This is a genomic window from Streptomyces decoyicus, from assembly GCF_019880305.1.
Classification (GTDB): Bacteria; Actinomycetota; Actinomycetes; order Streptomycetales; family Streptomycetaceae; genus Streptomyces; species Streptomyces decoyicus.
Window position 1 is genome coordinate 8047291 of record NZ_CP082301.1, and the last position, 16820, is coordinate 8064110.

16 protein-coding genes are annotated in these 16820 nt (G+C 71.8%); 13 read left to right on the forward strand and 3 right to left on the reverse strand.

Annotation, left to right across the window (positions count from 1 at the left end):
* The first annotated feature begins 16 nt into the window (after window positions 1-16).
* The 8 genes from K7C20_RS35135 (at window position 17) to tgmB (ending at window position 7744) form a co-directional block, all read left to right on the forward strand.
* Window positions 17-1282, forward strand: coding sequence for an NAD(P)/FAD-dependent oxidoreductase (locus K7C20_RS35135; RefSeq protein ID WP_053208629.1), 1266 nt, complete (start codon window positions 17-19; stop codon window positions 1280-1282).
* A complete protein-coding gene (locus tag K7C20_RS35140; RefSeq protein WP_053208628.1) occupies window positions 1279-2052 on the forward strand; it encodes a DUF1365 domain-containing protein in 774 nt (257 codons plus the stop codon). Before K7C20_RS35135 ends, K7C20_RS35140 begins: the two co-directional genes overlap by 4 nt.
* Complete coding sequence (locus tag K7C20_RS35145) at window positions 2049-3368, forward strand: SAM-dependent methyltransferase (protein WP_078952881.1); 1320 nt, start codon at window positions 2049-2051, stop codon at window positions 3366-3368. The genes K7C20_RS35140 and K7C20_RS35145 overlap by 4 nt, the downstream gene beginning before the upstream one ends.
* Window positions 3365-4660, forward strand: coding sequence for an SAM-dependent methyltransferase (locus K7C20_RS35150; RefSeq protein ID WP_030079160.1), 1296 nt, complete (start codon window positions 3365-3367; stop codon window positions 4658-4660). The genes K7C20_RS35145 and K7C20_RS35150 overlap by 4 nt, the downstream gene beginning before the upstream one ends.
* Window positions 4657-5484 carry a DUF1295 domain-containing protein gene (locus K7C20_RS35155; protein ID WP_030079158.1) on the forward strand — a complete coding sequence of 276 codons (828 nt, stop codon included), beginning with the start codon at window positions 4657-4659 and terminating at the stop codon, window positions 5482-5484. The genes K7C20_RS35150 and K7C20_RS35155 overlap by 4 nt, the downstream gene beginning before the upstream one ends.
* Entirely contained in the window at window positions 5481-6194 is a 714-nt protein-coding gene (locus tag K7C20_RS35160; protein ID WP_030079156.1) for an alpha/beta hydrolase, read from the forward strand. The genes K7C20_RS35155 and K7C20_RS35160 overlap by 4 nt, the downstream gene beginning before the upstream one ends.
* A 422-nt stretch (window positions 6195-6616) precedes the next feature.
* The gene (gene tgmA, locus K7C20_RS35165; protein WP_030079154.1) at window positions 6617-6808 is read left to right on the forward strand and encodes a putative ATP-grasp-modified RiPP; all 192 of its coding nucleotides are present in this window, start codon (window positions 6617-6619) and stop codon (window positions 6806-6808) included.
* A 6-nt stretch (window positions 6809-6814) separates the two neighbouring features.
* Window positions 6815-7744 (forward strand): ATP-grasp ribosomal peptide maturase, encoded by a 930-nt coding sequence (tgmB, locus tag K7C20_RS35170; RefSeq protein ID WP_030079152.1) that lies wholly within the window; start codon window positions 6815-6817, stop codon window positions 7742-7744.
* A 129-nt stretch (window positions 7745-7873) separates the two neighbouring features.
* Here the strand turns inward: tgmB and K7C20_RS35175 are convergent, their stop codons facing one another.
* The 3 genes from K7C20_RS35175 to K7C20_RS35185 all read right to left on the reverse strand — a co-directional run bounded on the left by K7C20_RS35175 (window position 7874) and on the right by K7C20_RS35185 (window position 10546).
* Window positions 7874-8392, reverse strand: coding sequence for a hypothetical protein (locus K7C20_RS35175; RefSeq protein WP_048829139.1), 519 nt, complete (start codon window positions 8390-8392; stop codon window positions 7874-7876).
* 169 nt (window positions 8393-8561) lie between these two features.
* Window positions 8562-9827 carry an acyl-CoA dehydrogenase family protein gene (locus K7C20_RS35180; protein ID WP_030079148.1) on the reverse strand — a complete coding sequence of 422 codons (1266 nt, stop codon included), beginning with the start codon at window positions 9825-9827 and terminating at the stop codon, window positions 8562-8564.
* 260 nt (window positions 9828-10087) lie between these two features.
* Window positions 10088-10546: an RrF2 family transcriptional regulator gene (locus K7C20_RS35185; protein WP_053208627.1), complete on the reverse strand. Its 459-nt coding sequence runs from the start codon at window positions 10544-10546 to the stop codon at window positions 10088-10090.
* 141 nt (window positions 10547-10687) lie between these two features.
* Between K7C20_RS35185 and K7C20_RS35190 the strand changes: the two genes are divergently transcribed.
* The 5 genes from K7C20_RS35190 (at window position 10688) to K7C20_RS35210 (ending at window position 16801) form a co-directional block, all read left to right on the forward strand.
* Window positions 10688-11224: a (2Fe-2S)-binding protein gene (locus K7C20_RS35190; RefSeq protein ID WP_030079143.1), complete on the forward strand. Its 537-nt coding sequence runs from the start codon at window positions 10688-10690 to the stop codon at window positions 11222-11224.
* A 1-nt stretch (window position 11225) separates the two neighbouring features.
* Window positions 11226-12224, forward strand: coding sequence for an FAD binding domain-containing protein (locus tag K7C20_RS35195; RefSeq protein WP_030079141.1), 999 nt, complete (start codon window positions 11226-11228; stop codon window positions 12222-12224).
* Window positions 12221-14467, forward strand: a complete 2247-nt coding sequence (locus tag K7C20_RS35200; RefSeq protein WP_053208626.1) for a xanthine dehydrogenase family protein molybdopterin-binding subunit — start codon at window positions 12221-12223, stop codon at window positions 14465-14467. Before K7C20_RS35195 ends, K7C20_RS35200 begins: the two co-directional genes overlap by 4 nt.
* 133 nt (window positions 14468-14600) lie before the next feature.
* On the forward strand, window positions 14601-15311 hold the full coding sequence (locus K7C20_RS35205; protein ID WP_030079140.1) for a response regulator transcription factor: 711 nt from the start codon (window positions 14601-14603) through the stop codon (window positions 15309-15311).
* Window positions 15308-16801, forward strand: coding sequence for a sensor histidine kinase (locus tag K7C20_RS35210; protein ID WP_053208625.1), 1494 nt, complete (start codon window positions 15308-15310; stop codon window positions 16799-16801). The genes K7C20_RS35205 and K7C20_RS35210 overlap by 4 nt, the downstream gene beginning before the upstream one ends.
* Window positions 16802-16820: the final 19 nt, after the last annotated feature.

Consider the following 16820-nt stretch of genomic DNA (forward strand, 5'->3'; position numbering starts at 1 on the left):
TGAGGAGGCACCTGCTGTGGAGCGTCGACGGATAGCTGTCGTAGGCGGCGGAGTCGCGGGCCTCACCGCCGCGTATGTGCTCCAGCAAGGCGGATGTGAGGTGTCGCTGTACGAGGCCGAGGACCGTCTCGGCGGCCATGCCCACACCCACGACACGGTCTCGGGGGACGGCCGGGTGGCCCGGGTGGACACCGGCTTCATCGTCCACAACGAACGCACCTATCCGCTGCTGCTGCGGTTGTTCCGCGAACTCGGGGTGGCCACCCAGGACTCCGAGATGAGCATGTCCGTACGGTGCGAGGGCTGCGGCCTGGAGTACGCCGGCGCCCGCGGACCGGCCGGCCTGTTCGCCCAGCCGCGCAGCGCGCTGCGCGGCCGCTATCTGCGGATGCTGACCGAGATCCGGGCCTTCCACCGCGCGGCGCGCACCACGCTCGCCACGGACCGCGGTGACACCCTGACCCTCGGGCGCTTCCTCGCCGACTGCGGTTTCTCCCGGTACTTCGTCACCCACTTCGTCACTCCGCTGGTCTCCGCGGTGTGGTCCTGCGCCCCCACGACCGCCATGCAGTACCCGGCCGTCTATCTGTTCCGCTTTCTCGAGCACCACGGGCTGCTCTCCGTCAGCGGGTCGCCGCAGTGGAAGACGGTGGCCGGCGGCTCGGTGGAGTACGTCGGCCGGGTCGGCAAGCAGCTCACGGTGGTCCGTACCGGCACGCCGGTACGGGCGGTGCACCGCAGCCACGACCGGGCCGCCGTCGTCACCGAGGACGGCGCGCAGCGCACGTACGACGCGGTGGTGGTGGCCGTCCACCCCGATCAGGCACTGCGGATGCTCGCCGACCCCACCGACGACGAACGCCGGGTCCTGAGCGCGTTCTCCTACTCGCGCAACACCACCCTGCTCCACAGCGACACCTCGTTGCTGCCCCGTGCCCACGGCGCCCGCGCCTCGTGGAACTACCTGATGGCCTCCTGCGCCACCCCGGCGGACAAGGTGCAGGTCACCTACCACATGAACCGTCTGCAACGGCTGAACACCCCGGAGGACTACCTCGTCACCCTCAACGCCACCGACCGGGTCGCCACCCACCGGGTCCTGGCGCGCATGGTCTACGAACACCCCCTCTACACACCGGAGTCGGTGGCCGCCCAGCAGCGTCTGCCGCAGCTGAACACGGCCGTCACCGCCTTCGCGGGCGCCTACCACGGCTGGGGCTTCCACGAGGACGGCTGCCGCTCCGGGGTCCAGGCCGCCGCGGCACTGGGGGTGCGCTGGTGACGCCCCGTACGGCCGCACCGGCCGCCGCACCCGCCACCGGCGTCCGCACGCCCGCGCTCTACGAGTGCCTGGTCTCCCACGCCCGCACCGCCCCGGTGCACCACTCCCTGCGCCACCGCACCTACATGTGGCTCGTCGACCTCGACCGCCCGCCGCGGCTCCCCGTCGCCCTGCGCCCGCTGGCCCGGTTCGACCCGCGGGACCATTTCGCCGGCACCGCGCCGTCCCTCCGGGCGGGACTGGAACGGTTCCTGACGAGCCGTGGAGTACGGCTGGACGGCGGCCGGGTGCTGATGCTCACCCACGCCAGGGTCCTGGGCCATGTCTTCAATCCGCTGACCCTGTACTGGTGCCACGACCGGTCCGGCGCGCCCGTCTGCGTCGTGGCCGAGGTGCACAACACCTACGGTGAGCGGCACTGCTATCTGCTGCACACCGACGAGCAGGGCCGGGCGGACGTCCCCAAGGACTTCTATGTCTCGCCGTTCTTCCCGGTCGACGGCGCCTACCGGATGCGCCTGCCCGAACCGGCCGGCCGGCTCGATCTGACCGTACAGCTGCGACGCGGCGGCACCAGGCCGTTCACCGCGACCGTGCGCGGCACCCGGCGGCCCGCGACCCCGCGGCAGCTGCTGGCCACGGTGCTGCGCCACCCCTGGTCGACGGCCGCGCTCACGGCCGGTATCCGCCGCCACGGCATCGCCCTGTTCCTGCGCGGCCTGCCCGTCCAGCCCCGCCCCCGTCACCGTCTCCAGGAAGGTATGCAGTGAAGACTTCCGTCTCGGACCGCACCGAAACCGGCGCCGGCCTCACCCCGTTCGCCGCACGCACGACGGCCCGTGAACGGGTGGACGCGGCCAGGTGGCCGGATGTGGCGCGCGGTCCGCGCGGCTCGGCCGTCCGCGCCGCCGTGACCCGGCTGCTCGTCCGGCGGGCGCTCGCCGCCCTGCCACTGCGCGTCGCGCTCGGGGAGGCCCCGGCCACGGGCGAGGAAGGGCCCCTGCTACGGGTACACGACCCGGACGCGTTCTTCCGCCGGATCGGCAGCGACGGCCTCATCGGCTTCGGCGAGTCCTATATGGCGGGGGAGTGGGACGCGGACGATCCGGTCGGCGCGCTGACCGTGCTCGCCTCCCACCTCACCGCGCTGGTGCCCCGCCCCCTGCAACGGCTCCGCGGCGCCTGGGCACACCGCCGGCCGAGCGGACAGCGCAACACGCCGGAGGGCGCACGGGAGAACATCCACCGCCACTACGACCTGTCCAACGATCTGTTCGCGCTCTTCCTGGACCGGACCATGACGTACTCCTCGGCCCTCTTCCGCAAGCGTCCCGCCACCTGGAGCGATCTGGCCGAGGCCCAGCACCGCAAGATCGACCGGCTGCTGGACCTGGCCGGCGTCGGCGAGGGCACCCGGCTGCTGGAGATCGGCACCGGCTGGGGCGAGCTGGCCCTGCGCGCCGCCGCCCGCGGTGCCCGCGTCGTCTCCGTGACCCTGTCGCGGGAGCAGCGCGAGCTCGCCAGGGCACGTCTTGCGCAGGCCGGTTACGCGGACCGGGTCTCGGTCGAGCTGTGTGACTACCGGCAGGTGACCGGCGTTTACGACGCCGTGGTGAGCGTGGAGATGATCGAGGCCGTCGGCGAGGACTACTGGCCCGTCTACTTCGACACCCTCGCACGCCTGCTGGTCCCCGGCGGCCGGATCGCGCTCCAGGCGATCACCATGTCGCACGACCGGATGCTCGCCACCCGCACCACCTACACCTGGATCCACAAGTACATCTTCCCCGGCGGTCTGATCCCCTCCGTCGAGGCCATCGGACAGTGTGCCGCATCCGCCGGGCTGCGGGTACGGGAGAACGACGGATACGGCGGCCACTACGCCGAAACGCTGCGGCTGTGGCGCGAGCGCTTCACGGACCAGCCCGCCACGGTCGCCTCGTTGGGCTTCGACGCGGTGTTCCGCCGCATGTGGGAGTTCTACCTGGCCTACTGCGAGGCCGGATTCCGCGCCGGCTACCTGGACGTACGCCAGCTGCTCCTGACCAAGGCACCCACGTCGGCGCAGGACGGCGGGGCCCGATGACGCGTGTCGCGCCCCGTCTCGCCGCACTGCTCGCAGGCCACTTCGCGGGGAACCTGCCGGTGCGGCTGCGTGCCTGGGACGGCAGCGAGGCCGGGCCGGCGGCCGCGCCGGTCGTGGTGCTGCGCTCCCCGCGTGCCCTGCGCCGCCTGCTGTGGCAGCCCGGTGAACTCGGTCTGGCGCAGGCGTACATCGCGGGCGAGCTGGACATCGACGGCGACCTCGCCGACGGCCTGAGCAGAGTGTGGCGCTCGGTACGGGAACACGGCCCGGCCCCCGGCTCTCCCGGCCCCCGGCAACTGGCCAGGATGGCCGTCACCGCACTGCGGCTCGGCGCACTGGGCCCGCGCCCGCCCGCGCCCGGAGCCCCGCAGGCACGGCTGCGGGGCGCGCTCCACAGCACCGTCCGCGACCGGGCCGCCATCAGCCATCACTACGACCTGTCCAACGACTGGTACGCCCTGCTGCTGGACGAGTCCATGGCCTACTCCTGCGGCTACTGGACGCGCCCCGCCGACCCCTCCTACGGACCGGCCGACGCCCAGCGGGACAAACTGGAGCTGGTCTGCCGGAAGCTGGGCCTTCGCCCCGGCGCCCGCTTCCTGGACGTCGGCTGCGGCTGGGGCAGCCTCGCGCTCCACGCGGCGCGGGAGCACCACGCGCAGGTCACCGCGGTCACGCTCTCGCGAGAGCAGCACGCCTTCGTGGCCGCCCGCGTCCAGGAGCTCGGCCTGAGCGATCAGGTCGAGGTCCAGCTGCGGCACTACCGGTACATCAGGGGAGGCGGCTACGACGCGGTGAGCGCGATCGAGATGGGCGAGCATGTGGGCGACGCCGAGTACCCGGCCTTCGCCGCCCGGCTGCACGCACTGCTGCGCCCCGGGGGACGGGTGCTCATCCAGCAGATGTCGCGCGGCGCCGCCGCGCCCGGCGGCGGCGCGTTCATCGCGTCGTACATCGCCCCCGACATGCATATGCGCCCGCTGGGGGAGACCGTCGGTCTGCTGGAGGCCGGCGGGCTGGAGGTCCGGTCCGTCGAGTCGCTGCGGGAACACTACGCACGGACCATCGCCGCCTGGCACCGCACACTGGAGGCCCGCTGGGGGGAGTTCGTGGCACTGGCCGGGGAACCGACCGCCCGGGTCTGGCGGCTGTATCTGGCCGGGGCCGGTCTGGCGTTCACCGAGCGCCGCATGGGCGTCGACCAGATCCTCGCCGTACGCCCCACACCGGAAGGGGAGTCCGGCCTGCCGGCGACGCCGTACGACTGGTACGCGCGGGACGGCGGGCGATGACCGGATTCCCCTGGGCGGCCTTCGCCGCCAACCTCGCGGTGGCGGCCGGCGCCGCGTTCGCCGTCATGTTGATCACGTTCGCCGTGGCCCGGGCCAAAGGGGTGCACCGGCTGGTGGACATCGCATGGGGAGCGGCCTTCACCGCGGTGGCCCTGACCACGTGTGCCCTGTCCGCCGGTTACGGGGACGACGGCCGGCGGATCCTGGTCACGGCCGCCACGGCGGTGTGGGGGCTGCGGCTGTCCGTCCATATCGCCCGGCGGGGGCGCGGTCACGGTGAGGATCCGCGCTACGCCCGCATGCTGGCCAAGGCCCCCGGCAGCCGCGACGCCTATGCTCTGCGCACGGTGTACCTGTTGCAGGGCGGACTGGTGTGGCTGATCTCGCTGCCGGTGCAGGTGGCTCAGTATGCGGCGGTGCCGCTGGGGGCGAGTGACGTCGCCGGCGGGCTGCTGTGGGCGGCCGGCTGTGTCTTCGAGTGTGTCGGGGACTTCCAGCTCGCCCGGTTCAAGGCCGACCCGGACAACAAGGGCCGGGTGATGGACCGCGGCCTGTGGGGCTGGACCCGTCACCCCAACTACTTCGGCGACTTCCTCGTCTGGTGGGGACTGTTCCTGCCGGCCTGCGGCACCCTGCAGAGCGCCGCGGTCGCCGTGGTCTCGCCGCTGGTGATGTCGTACCTGCTGATCCACGGCAGCGGTAAGCGACTGCTGGAGAACCATCTGGCCGACCGCCCCGGATACGCCGCCTACACGGCCCGCACCAGCGGTTTCCTGCCGCTGCCGGCGCGCCGACGCCCCCACCCGGAGGACCACCGCTCATGAGGACAGGCCCGGCACAGAGCGCACACCCCGACAGCGGCGGCGGACTGCGCGGCACGCACCGTCCGCTGGTGGTCCACCGCCGCCCGGAAACCCCGCGGGCCGCAGTGCTGCTGATGCACGGAGGGAGGGCCGACGGCCGGACCCCGCCACCGCGGCTCAACCTCCCCGCACTGCGGATGCGGCCCTTCGGCTCCGCGATCTCCCGGCCACCGGGCGGGCGGGATCTGTTGCTCGCCTCCGTGCGCTACCGCTGCCGGGGGTGGAACGGGCCCCAGGCGGACGCCGCCCAGGACGCCCGCCGGGCGCTCGCCGAGCTGACCGCGCTCGCCGCGGACGTACCGGTCGTGCTCGTCGGCCACTCCATGGGCGGCCGGGCCGCCCTGCTCACCGGCGGACACCCGGCAGTCCGCGGCATCGTGGCGCTCGCCCCGTGGTGCCCGCCCGGCGAACCCGCCTCCCATCTGCGCGGCCGGACCGTCGTACTGCTGCACGACAAGCACGACCGGGTCACCGACGCCGAGGGCTCGTGGGCCTTCGCCGACCGTGCCCGGCAGTCGGGTGCCCGGGCCCACTCGGTCGCCATGCCGCGCGGCGGACACACCATGCTCCGTGGCGCCCGCCAGTGGCACCGCCTGACCGTGGATCTCGTCGCCGCCATCCTGGCCGGCACACCGTTGGAGGTATCGGCCGACGGACGGTTCCCCGGCTGAACGACCCGCACCATGCACACCACCAGCCCCACACGCCACACTTTTTTCTGACGTCCCGTCAGTTATTCACCAGGCGGAGTGGGGTCGGAAGTGCGCGATCCGGCGCGCGGCCACGCGCCCCTGGATCGCCGTGCCGGGGCCCTTCCGCGTGCCCAAGTCCCGGGCGGGGAAGCCTTCTTGAGGGTGGGGCCAAGTGAGCGTCCCCTGCCCGAACGGGCCGTCAGGGCATGCCTCGACGGCGGTACTTGGCAAGGCCGGCGATTACGCGATCGTCGCTTTTCAGTCAAGAGGATCGCCGGAAACGAGCAAAAGAGGCAACTTACTGACCAGATTGTCGCGTCTTCCGTGCAGAGTCATCAAACGGGGCCATGGAGTCTGCCCCGTGCCAAGGGCTCAGAAACCGGGCTTCCGAAGGAGAAGGTATGCGACCGTTTGCGTTGAGCTACGCCCGTCCGGCGGTGAAATCACCGACCACCACCCCCTACAGCTATGACGCCACACGGCAACTCAACGTCCTTCCGGACGGGCGCCCGGCCACCTGTAGCCGGGCGGTGCTGCTGGCGACCGGCACCACCGCCTCCACCGCCGGTTCCAAGACCCACTTCGACGACTGAGCGCCGATGACCGTCCTGGTCCTTACCTGCGAGGAAGATTTGACGGCGGACATCGTGGTGTCGACGTTGCAGGACCTCGGTGTCCCGCTCGTCCGCCTCGACCCCGCCGACCTGCCCGGGCGGGTTGCCCTGTCGGCGGAGTATGCCGAGAACGATTTCCACGGATATCTCAAATCGGGCGAACGCATGGTGAGTCTGAGCAGCCTGCGCTCGGTATGGGTACGCCGCCCCGGCACCCCTGGGGCGCGCGCCCCCGAACAGTCCACCTGGATCACGGCCGAGTCCGAGCAGGCGCTGTACGGCATGCTCGCCTGCACCCCGGCGCGCTGGATGAACCATCCCGTCGCGTCCGTGCAGGCACGCAACAAGCCGTGGCAGCTCCAGATCGCCCACCGCAGCGGCTTCCTCGTACCCCCCACGCTGATCACCACGTTCCCGGCGGTTGCCCGGCAGTTCGCGGCCGCCCACCAGGACCTGGTGGTGAAATCGGTCAGCGGAAAGCACCCCGGTGACCCACCGCTGGTGCTGCCCACCACACGCATCAGCCCGGACGCGGACTTCAGCGGGGTCGCGGCCGGTCCGACCCTGCTCCAGCAGCACATCCCCAAGGAGGCCGATATCCGGCTGACCTGCGTCGGTGAGCATCTCTTCGCCGCCCGCAAGAAGGCCGACCCCGAGGAAGTGGACAGCCGCTTCACCCAGAACGGCACCTGGGAGCCTGCCGAGGTGCCCGATTCCATCCACCGGGCGGTGGACCAGTACATGAAAACCGCCCGACTTGCCTATGGTGCCTTTGACTTCGCCGAAGACCCGGACGGAGCATGGTGGTTCCTCGAATGCAACCAGGGCGGGCAGTTCGGGTTCGTCCAACTGGAGACCGATCAGCCCATCGCCCAGGCCATCGCCACCTGGCTGGCGGTGGAACCCGCCACCTGACCCCGCAGCGGAGCCGGACGCCGGGACCGTGGCGTCGCGAGGCCGAGGGCTGTTCACTCCCGCCTCGTCCCCACGGTCCCGGCGCGCCGGCGCCCGAGCACGGCGCGCCCCGGCCGCCTGCCGCCCCGGCTACTTGCTCAGGACATTCGCGAACACGATGAACAGCCCGATCAGCACATCCACCCCACCGACCCGGAAGGACCCCGCCCAGTTCCGGCCCGCCACCCGGGCCGCCCACACCCCCCAGCCGAACAACGCCACCGTATTGATGGTCAGGGCGACATCGATCGCGCTCTCCTCGCCCCACCACTTCGCGTGGGCACAGAGCAGCACGGCAATCGTCGGCACCGTCGCGGCCACCAGCGGCCATTCGGTCAGCATCGAACGGAACGCGCTGGCGGTGACGTGGGTGTCCTCGCCCGTCTGGTGCGCGATGGAGTGTGCGTAGCCGTGCGCCGCGGCCGACGCCACCGCCGACAGCGCCACCCACAACGCGTCGTACCCCGGGTTGGCCGGTGTCCCTTCATGGCTCAGCGCGGCGGCCAGCGCGCTGGCGAGCACCGAACCGTAGACCCCGCCGAACAGCAGTCGCTGGAGGGGTTCCGCCCGTCTGCCGGGCGGCAGGGAATCGCTGCGACGTACGGACAAGGCGCCACCTCACAGGGCCGACGGGGCTTCCCCCGCTCCGGGGGCACCCACGAGATGTAGCAGCCCACGACGCGGATCGGCCCGAAGCTACGCCGACGGTGCCCGCGAATTACGTCCGCGCCGCGGCAGCGCGGGGGAATGCGGCTTCGCCCCGCGGGCGGCAGCGCTGTCAGACGCGCAAGGTCAAGGGCGGGTGCGTGCCGTTCAGATAGTGGTCGCCGATGTCGCGGAGCCGGTGGCTGGGGGAGGCCTGCGCTGTCAGGATGCGTGCGTTGCGCCAGAACCGGTCGAATCCCGGAGCGCCGGCGGGGGAGTCGGCGCCCTGCGTGAGCTCCAGGACACGGGTGGTGATCTCCATCGCGGACCTGCTGGTGACGGCCTCGGCCGCGGCCACGAGGACTGCGATGTCGGCACGCTCGTCCACCCCGAGCTCCTGTCCCGCGAGGAGGCCCCGCGCCAGCGCCTCCGTCGCCGATTCGACCACCGCCGAGGCGGTGTGAGCGGCCGTCACCAATTCCCCGTACGCGAGGAGGAGGTAGGGATCCGGACCGAGTCGTTCCTGGTATGCGTCGGTGTCCGGGCCCGTGGCCGGCCAGCCGCGCGGTGCCGCCCGGTCGAGGTCCCGTGCCTCGGCAAGGGCGCCTTCGGCCGTTCCCAGACTGACGTGGACGAGGGCGAGCCGGAGGGCCAGCGGGGCGAGTGTGGCGAAGGGGGAGACGGCGTGCTCGTCACGGGGGACAGCGCCGAGGACGTGCTCGGCGGGGACCGGGACGTTGTCGAAGCTGATGCGGCCGGCGCCGGTGAGCCGCTGGCCGAGGCGGTCGTCCTCGGGGTCGGCCAGCACGCCGGGGTGGTCCGGGTCGACACACACGATCAGTGAATCGCCGGTATCCGTGCACACCGCGCCGAGCACCAGCCGGTCCGCGACAAGGACGCCCGAGGCAAGGGCCTTGCACCCGTTGAGGAGGTACCCGCCGTCGGCCGGTGTGAGAGTGAGGTCGGGACCTGTCGTCGGCTCCAGGTCCGGAATGTCGGTGCTCCCGCCCCAGAGCCACTGCTCCGCGGCCGTCCGGAGTTCGAGTCCGTCGGCCTTTTCCGGGGTGCCGAAGAACCGTGCGCTCCACGACAACACATAGTGCCGGCCCAGCAGTTCACCGACGGAGCTGTCGGCGGCCGCGATCTCCCGGATGACCGCGCAGGCGGTGCGCCAGTCGATGCCGCGCCGGGCCGGGCCGGGCGGTGTCAGCAGCGCGGGCAGCCCCGCTTCGCGCAGCCGGGAGACTTCGTCGAACGGAGGCTTGCCCGCTCGGTCGCGGCTGAGGGCGTCGACGGCGAGGTCATCCGCGATCTCCCTGGTGACCCGGAGCCGGATCCCTTCATCGGCAAGGTGGTTGAGCTCCATGAAGGCGGGCCGTGCTGCGGATTTCTTCGGCATTGCGCCGTTCACCGTCCTGTCGGGTGTCTCCGGCGCGGGCCGGGAGGCCGGGTCGTCGACCGGAGGAGCGGAACGCATCGGTACCCGCACGCCCACGTCACCCACCCCGGCTTCCCTAGTTTTCCCACTGGATTGATAGGGAAAGGATCGCTTCCGGACTGCGGGCGGATCAAGGGGTGTTCAAGGGGTGGACAGCCCGGTCTCGGCATCCGGAAGGGGCGTCTGGCGGCCCGGCTACGTGCCCGACCGGCCGGGCGGCCCTACGGATTCGTCCAGGAAGCGGGGTCCTCGGTCAGTGCGGACACCTGGGACGGCAGCTCGGCCGAGGCGACATCGGCCAGGGATACGCCGTCGAGGATCTGGCGGACATTGGCCCGCAGGGCGACCCACAGCGGCAGCAGCGATGCGGCGGGCCCCGTGTACGACAACTCCGGTGGGCGGACTCCGCGTACCGACACCAGCGGACCGTCCACGACCCGGATGACATCCGCGATGCTGATGGCCTCGGCGGGCTTGGCCAGCCGGTAGCCGCCGTTGCCGCCGCGTTGGCTGTGGACGAGCCCGCCCCGGCGCATGTCGTTCAAGATACCTTCGAGGAATTTATGCGGAATGTCCTGTGCCTGGGCGATGGCCTCCGCCTTGAGCGGCCCCGCGTCCCGGGCGGTGGCGAGTTGCAGCGCCGCCCGCACGGCATAGTCCGCTCTGGCTGAAATCCGCATGCCCCGCATTATCCCGTAAGGGGCGCGGTGCGGGACCTCCGGGTGTGCCCACGCCCCCTGCCCGGAGCCTCCCCGTCCGGTTGCGAGCCCGGACGACCGGACGGAGGCTCGACGTACGGCATCGACTCCGAGGTGAGTGTCGTGGCAGACAAAGGCGCGTCAATATCCGTCGCCGAGTCCTCCGCCTTGCAGACGCGAGGGCCCGACGGCGTGGAAGTGGACCTCGTCGTCAATGGCGTCTCCCACGTACTGGACCTGGAACCCCGGGTGAGCCTCCTGGACGCCCTGCGTGAGCACATGGCTCTCACCGGTTCCAAAAAGGGCTGTGACCAGGGAACCTGCGGGGCGTGCACGGTCTGGGTCGACGGGCGCAGAGTGCTGGCCTGTCTGACACTCGCCCTCACCTGCGAAGGCCGGGAAGTGACCACCATCGAAGGCCTCGCCGAGGACGGCGAGCTGCACCCGATGCAGCGCGCCTTCCTCGAACACGACGCCTTCCAGTGCGGGTACTGCACACCCGGGCAGATCATGTCGGCCGTCGCCGTGCTCGAGGAAGGACATGCCGGGAGCGACAGCGAGATCGCCGAGTGGATGAGCGGCAATATCTGCCGGTGCGCGGCCTATCCCCATATCCGCGCCGCCATTCGTCAGGTGCGTGGCCGGAAGACAGGACAGTGACGTGCGTGCCATCAGCTACACCCGAGCGACGGACGTGCCCGCTGCGGTCGCGGCGGTGACGCGTGATCCCGGAAGTTCCTACCTGGCGGGCGGCACCACGGAAGTCGACCTGCTCCGGCTGGATGTGCTGCGTCCCCATCGTCTGGTGGACATCAACCGACTGCCGCTGGCCGGCATCGAGGACCGTTCCGACGGGGGGCTGTTGATCGGCGCGCTGGCCCGGATGAGCGAGGTGGCGGAGGCACGCGCAGTCGTGGAGCGCTTCCCGATGCTCTCCCAGGCACTGCTCCTCGGGGCTTCCGCCCAGCTGCGGAACATGGCCTCCATGGGCGGAAATCTGATGCAGCGCGTGCGGTGCGCCTATTACCGCGACCCCGAATCCGCGTGCAACAAGCGCGTTCCGGGCAGCGGCTGCTCCGCACTGGACGGCGTCCACCGCGGTCACGCGATCCTCGGCACGAGCGAGCACTGCATCGCCACCCACCCCTCCGACATGGCGGTCGCGCTGGTCGCCCTGGACGCCGTCGTGCATGTGGAGGGCGCCAAGGGACCCCGCACCATCCCGGTCGACGACTTCTTCCTGCTCCCGGAGGACACCCCCGAGCGGGAACACCCCCTCACCCCCGGCGAACTGATCACCGCGATCGAGGTGCCCCCGGTCCCGATGGCGCGCAGATCGCTGTATCTCAAGGTGCGCGACCGCGAGTCCTACGAGTTCGCCCTCGCCTCGGCAGCCGTGGCGCTGGCACTGGAGGACGGCGTGATCCGCGAGGCCCGGCTCGCCCTGGGCGGCGTGGCGACCAAGCCGTGGCGCGCGCACCGGGCCGAGGACATCCTCGTGGGTGAGCGCGCCGACGTGGACGTGTTCGTGCGGGCCGCGGCCGCCGAGCTGGCCCCTGCCCTCACCCGCCCGATGAACGGCTTCAAGGCGGAACTGGCCCGGCGGACCATCGTCCGTGCGCTACAGACCGTCGCCGCGCAAGGAGGAGGGACAGCATGACCACGGGCGCCACACTCACGGCCGTCGGCCGGCCCCTCGCCCGCGTCGACGGTCCCGCCAAAGTCACCGGAAGCGGCCGCTACGCAGCGGAGTTCACGCTGCCCGGCACCACGTATGCCGCCCTCGTCGGCGCGCGCACGGCCAGCGGGCGGGTGGTCGGAATCGACACCAGTGCCGCGGAGGACGCCGGCGGTGTGCTCGCCGTGCTGACGCACCGGAACCTGCCGAAAATCGCCGCCCCGCCCCACCTGCTGCCGTCCCTGGCAGGCCACGCCGCCCCCGGGGAGAGCTTCTTCCCCCTGCAGAGCGACGTCGTCCACTACTTCGGACAGCCCGTGGCCATGGTGATCGCGGAGTCGCACGAACGCGCCCAGTTCGCGGCCCGGCAGGTCCATGTCGAATACGAGCGGAGTGCCTCCACCACCACCCTCGACGAGGGCCGGGACCAGGCCTATGAACCCGAGGCGATCTTCGCCGGGTTCATCCCGGCACGCAGCGTGCGCGGTGATGTCGAGGCCGGATTCGAGGCGGCGGCCCACCGGCTCGACGCGACGTACCATTTCGCAGCGAACCACCACAACCCCATCGAGCCCTCGGCCACCACAGCGGTCTGGGACGGCGACCGGCTCACCCTCTACGACGCCACCCAGGGAATCGTGGCCAGCCAGAGCACCGTGGCGGCGCTGCTGGGCATCCCCCCGTCGAAGGTACGGGTCCGTGCCTCGTACGTCGGCGGGGGATTCGGCTGCAAAGCCATGATCTGGCCGCACGTCACCCTGGCGGCCATGGCCGCACGGCATGTGCGGCGCCCCGTCAAGCTGGCGCTCACCCGCGAGCAGATGTTCACCTCCTGCGGCCACCGCGAGGAGCAGGAGCAGCGCGTCGAACTCGGCGCCACGGACGACGGCCGGCTCACCGCCCTGCGTCACCACAAGCTCTCGCTGACCTCTCCCTTCGACGAATGGGCCGAACCCTCGCTCAGCATCGCCTCGCAGGCCTACGCCTGCCCCAACTACGAAGGCGTCTACCGGCTGATCCGCAGCAACACCATGACGCCCACCTTCACCCGCGGCCCCGGCGAGACCACAGGCATGTACGCCCTGGAATGCCTGATGGACGAGCTCGCCCACCGCATCGGCATCGACCCGGTGCAGTTGCGGCTGCGCAACCACGCCGATGCCGACCCCAACACCGGCCACCCGTGGTCGAGCGACGGCGCGGAGGAGTGCTACCGCCGCGGCGCGGCCCGCTTCGACTGGCAGTCGCGCAACCCCGAACCCCGCTCCGAGCGGGACGGCAACTGGCTCATCGGCAAAGGCATGGCCACCGCCGGGTATCCGGTGTTCTTCCCCATGCAGCCGCAACGCGCCCGGGCCCGTCTCTACGCCGACGGGTCCGCCGTGGTGCAGGCCGGCACACAGGACTTCGGCACCGGATCGGGTACCGCGATGACCCAGGTCGCCGCCGACGGCCTGGGCGTCTCCGTGGAGAATGTCCGGTTCGAGTACGGCGACACCGACCTGCCGAATGTCGCGGCCGCGGTCGGCTCGGCAGGCGCCGGCATGCTCAGTGCCGCGGTGCACACGGCGGTCACCACGCTCCGCGACCAGATGATCGAGCAGGCGATCGCGGACCCCGACTCCCCGCTGCACCAGGCGGACCCGGCCGCCGTCGTGGCCCGCGGCGGGCGGATGGAGCTGCGGGACGAGCCCGGCAGCGGCGAGTCCTACCGTGACCTGATGCAGCGTCACTTCATGACCGACATGGATGCGCTCGGCAGCTGGCAGCCGCCGCCACCGAACGTCCCCTACGGGCTCGCCACCTTCGGGGCCCAGTTCGCGGAGGCCGTCGACCCGGACCTCGGGGTGGTCCGCGTACGCCGGATGGTCGGCGCCTTCGCCCCGGGCCGGATCCTCAACGCCAGGACCGCGCACAGCCAGGTCATGGGCGGCATGCTCTGGGGGCTCGGCCAGGCACTGCTGGAGGGCAGCCTGGTCGACACCCGCGACGGCCGCTGGGCGAACGCAAGCCTCGGGGAGTACCTCGTACCGGTCAACGCCGACGCGCCGGACGTCGACATCGAGTTCGTGGAGGTCACGGACACGGTCGTCAACCCGCTGGGCGTCAAGGGCCTCGGAGAGGTCGGCATGGTCGGCGCCGCGGCGGCCATCGCCAACGCCGTCTTCCACGCGACCGGCTACCGGGCCAGGGAACTGCCGATCAGGATCGAGCACCTGCTGTAGCGCCGCCCTGCCCCTGCCCGGCCGGTCTGCCCCGGCAGATCCCCGGCCTTACGCCCAGCCCGGACCGTGACCGCTGCCCCGCGGAGCCCATGACGGATGATGTCCGTCAGGCGGCGGTACCACGGAGGCGCGCATGTACGGACAAAGCAGTACCGGCCGGGTCCTGCTGGTGGATGACGACGCGGCGATCCGGCGGTCGCTCGGGCGCGGCCTGCGGCTGAACGGCTTCACCGTGGGCCTGGCGGACGGCGGCCGGGCCGCGCTGGAGCGGCTGGCCGAGGCGCCGCCGGACGTCATGGTCCTCGACATCTCGATGCCCGACCTCGACGGCATCGCGGTGTGCCGGCGGCTCCGGGAGAACGGCGACGACATACCCGTGCTGATGCTGTCCGCGCTCGACGAGGTCACCGACCGGGTGGCCGGACTGCAAGCAGGCGGCGACGACTACCTCGTCAAACCGTTCGCCCTGGACGAGCTGGTGCTGCGCCTGCACGCACTGCTGCGGCGCAGACCGCCCGCCCCCACCGATGCCGTACGCGTCGGCGGTCTCGCGCTCGACACCGCGGCGCACCGCGCACGGCTCGACGACCGGGAGGTGGCGCTGACGCGACGCGAATTCGCCCTGCTGGAGGTCCTGGCCCGGAACGCCGGGCAGGTGCTCACCCGCGACCAGCTTCTGGAGCGCGTGTGGGGCTACGACTTCGAGGTGCGCACCGACGCCGTGGACACCTTCGTCAGCTATCTGCGGCGCAAGCTGGAAGCCGGCGGGCGGAGCCGGATCGTGCACACGGTGCGCGGCGTCGGCTTTGTGCTGCGGGACGACGAGAGCGGCCCGGCGCGATGAGGCTGTCGACCCGGATCGCGCTCGTGGTCGGGATGGTGGTGCCGCTGCTGGTGGTGGTGTCCGGCTGGCTCCTGGTGCAGTTGGTGGGCAAGGATCTGCGCACCCAGGCGGACCAGCGTCTCGCCGAACGTGCGCAGAGCGTCGCCGTCGCCGCGCGCGGCCTGTTGCGCGCCACCTCCCACGACCGCCCGCGCGCCGAGCAGGCCCGCCAGCGGAAGCTGTTCACCGCGGCACTGGACGTCGGCGTCCGGTTGTCCGGCCCCGAGGGCACCGTCATGGACGGCCCGCAACCCGCCGCGTCGGTTCCCCTGCCCACAAGGACGCACCATCCCTCCACCGTGCGGTCACAGGGCAGGAGCTGGCGGGTGCTCGCCGTGCCGGTCACCGGCCGCGGTCGCGGAGTGCCGGGGACGCTGTGGCTGTTCTCCCCGGACACGGCACGCGACGCACAACTCGGCATGGTGCGCCGCAGAGTCGTCACGGTGGCACTGCTCGCCGCACCCCTCGCCGGTGCCGCGGCCTGGCTGCTCGCCGCCCGCGCGGCCCGGCCGCTGCGGCGCCTCCAGCAGGCCGCCGGCGGCCTCGACCCGCACACCAGCGCCGCTCGGCTGGATCACGCCCCGACCCGGATCACCGAGGTCGACGACCTCGCCCGCACGCTACAGACGTTCCTGACCCGGTACGACGAGCAGGCCGCCCGCACCGCCGAGGCGCTGGCCTCGGCACGCTCGTTCTCCGCCGCCGCGTCCCACGAACTGCGCACACCGCTGATGAGCATGCAGACCAACCTCGACATCCTCGATGCGTTCCAGGATCTCGACGCCGCCGACCGGGCGGAGACCGTCGACGATCTGCGGCACGAACACGCCCGTCTGCTGGGCCTCCTGGTGATGCTCAGAGCACTTGCGCAGGGCGATCTGGTCGAGGCGGACTCCTTTGCCGTCATCGACCTGGCAGAGCTCGCCGACGAGGCGGTCGCCGACATCCGGCGCGGGCACCCCGGGGCCGAGGTGGTGGTCCACAGCAGCCCGGGGCTGACGATCCACGGATGGCGGCCCGGTCTGCGCTCGATGCTGGACAACCTCCTGACGAACGCGCTGGTCCATGGCCGGTCCGCCGAGGCGCGGACCCATGTCGCGCTCTCCCTCCGCGCCGGTGAGGAGGGCGGTTCGCCCCGTGTCGTGCTCGGTGTCGAGGACCGGGGGCCGGGCGTGCCGCAGCAGCGCCGGGAGGCGATCTTCCAGCGTTTCCAGCGCCGTTCGGACAGCCCGGGTTCCGGCCTCGGTCTCACTCTGGTCGCGCAGCAGGCGGCCCTGCACCGGGCGAGGCTGCAGGTCCTGGACGGCCCCGGGGGCCGGGGCGCCCGCTTCGAGGTGACGTTCCCCGCCGCGCCCGCCCACCGCCCTCAGCACACGGCACTGCCCGCGCACCGGGACTGGCTGGCGGACCCCGGGGACCGGCCACAAGGTTTCCACAAAGAGCGCCTCTAACTTCTCCTCGCAGGCGGGC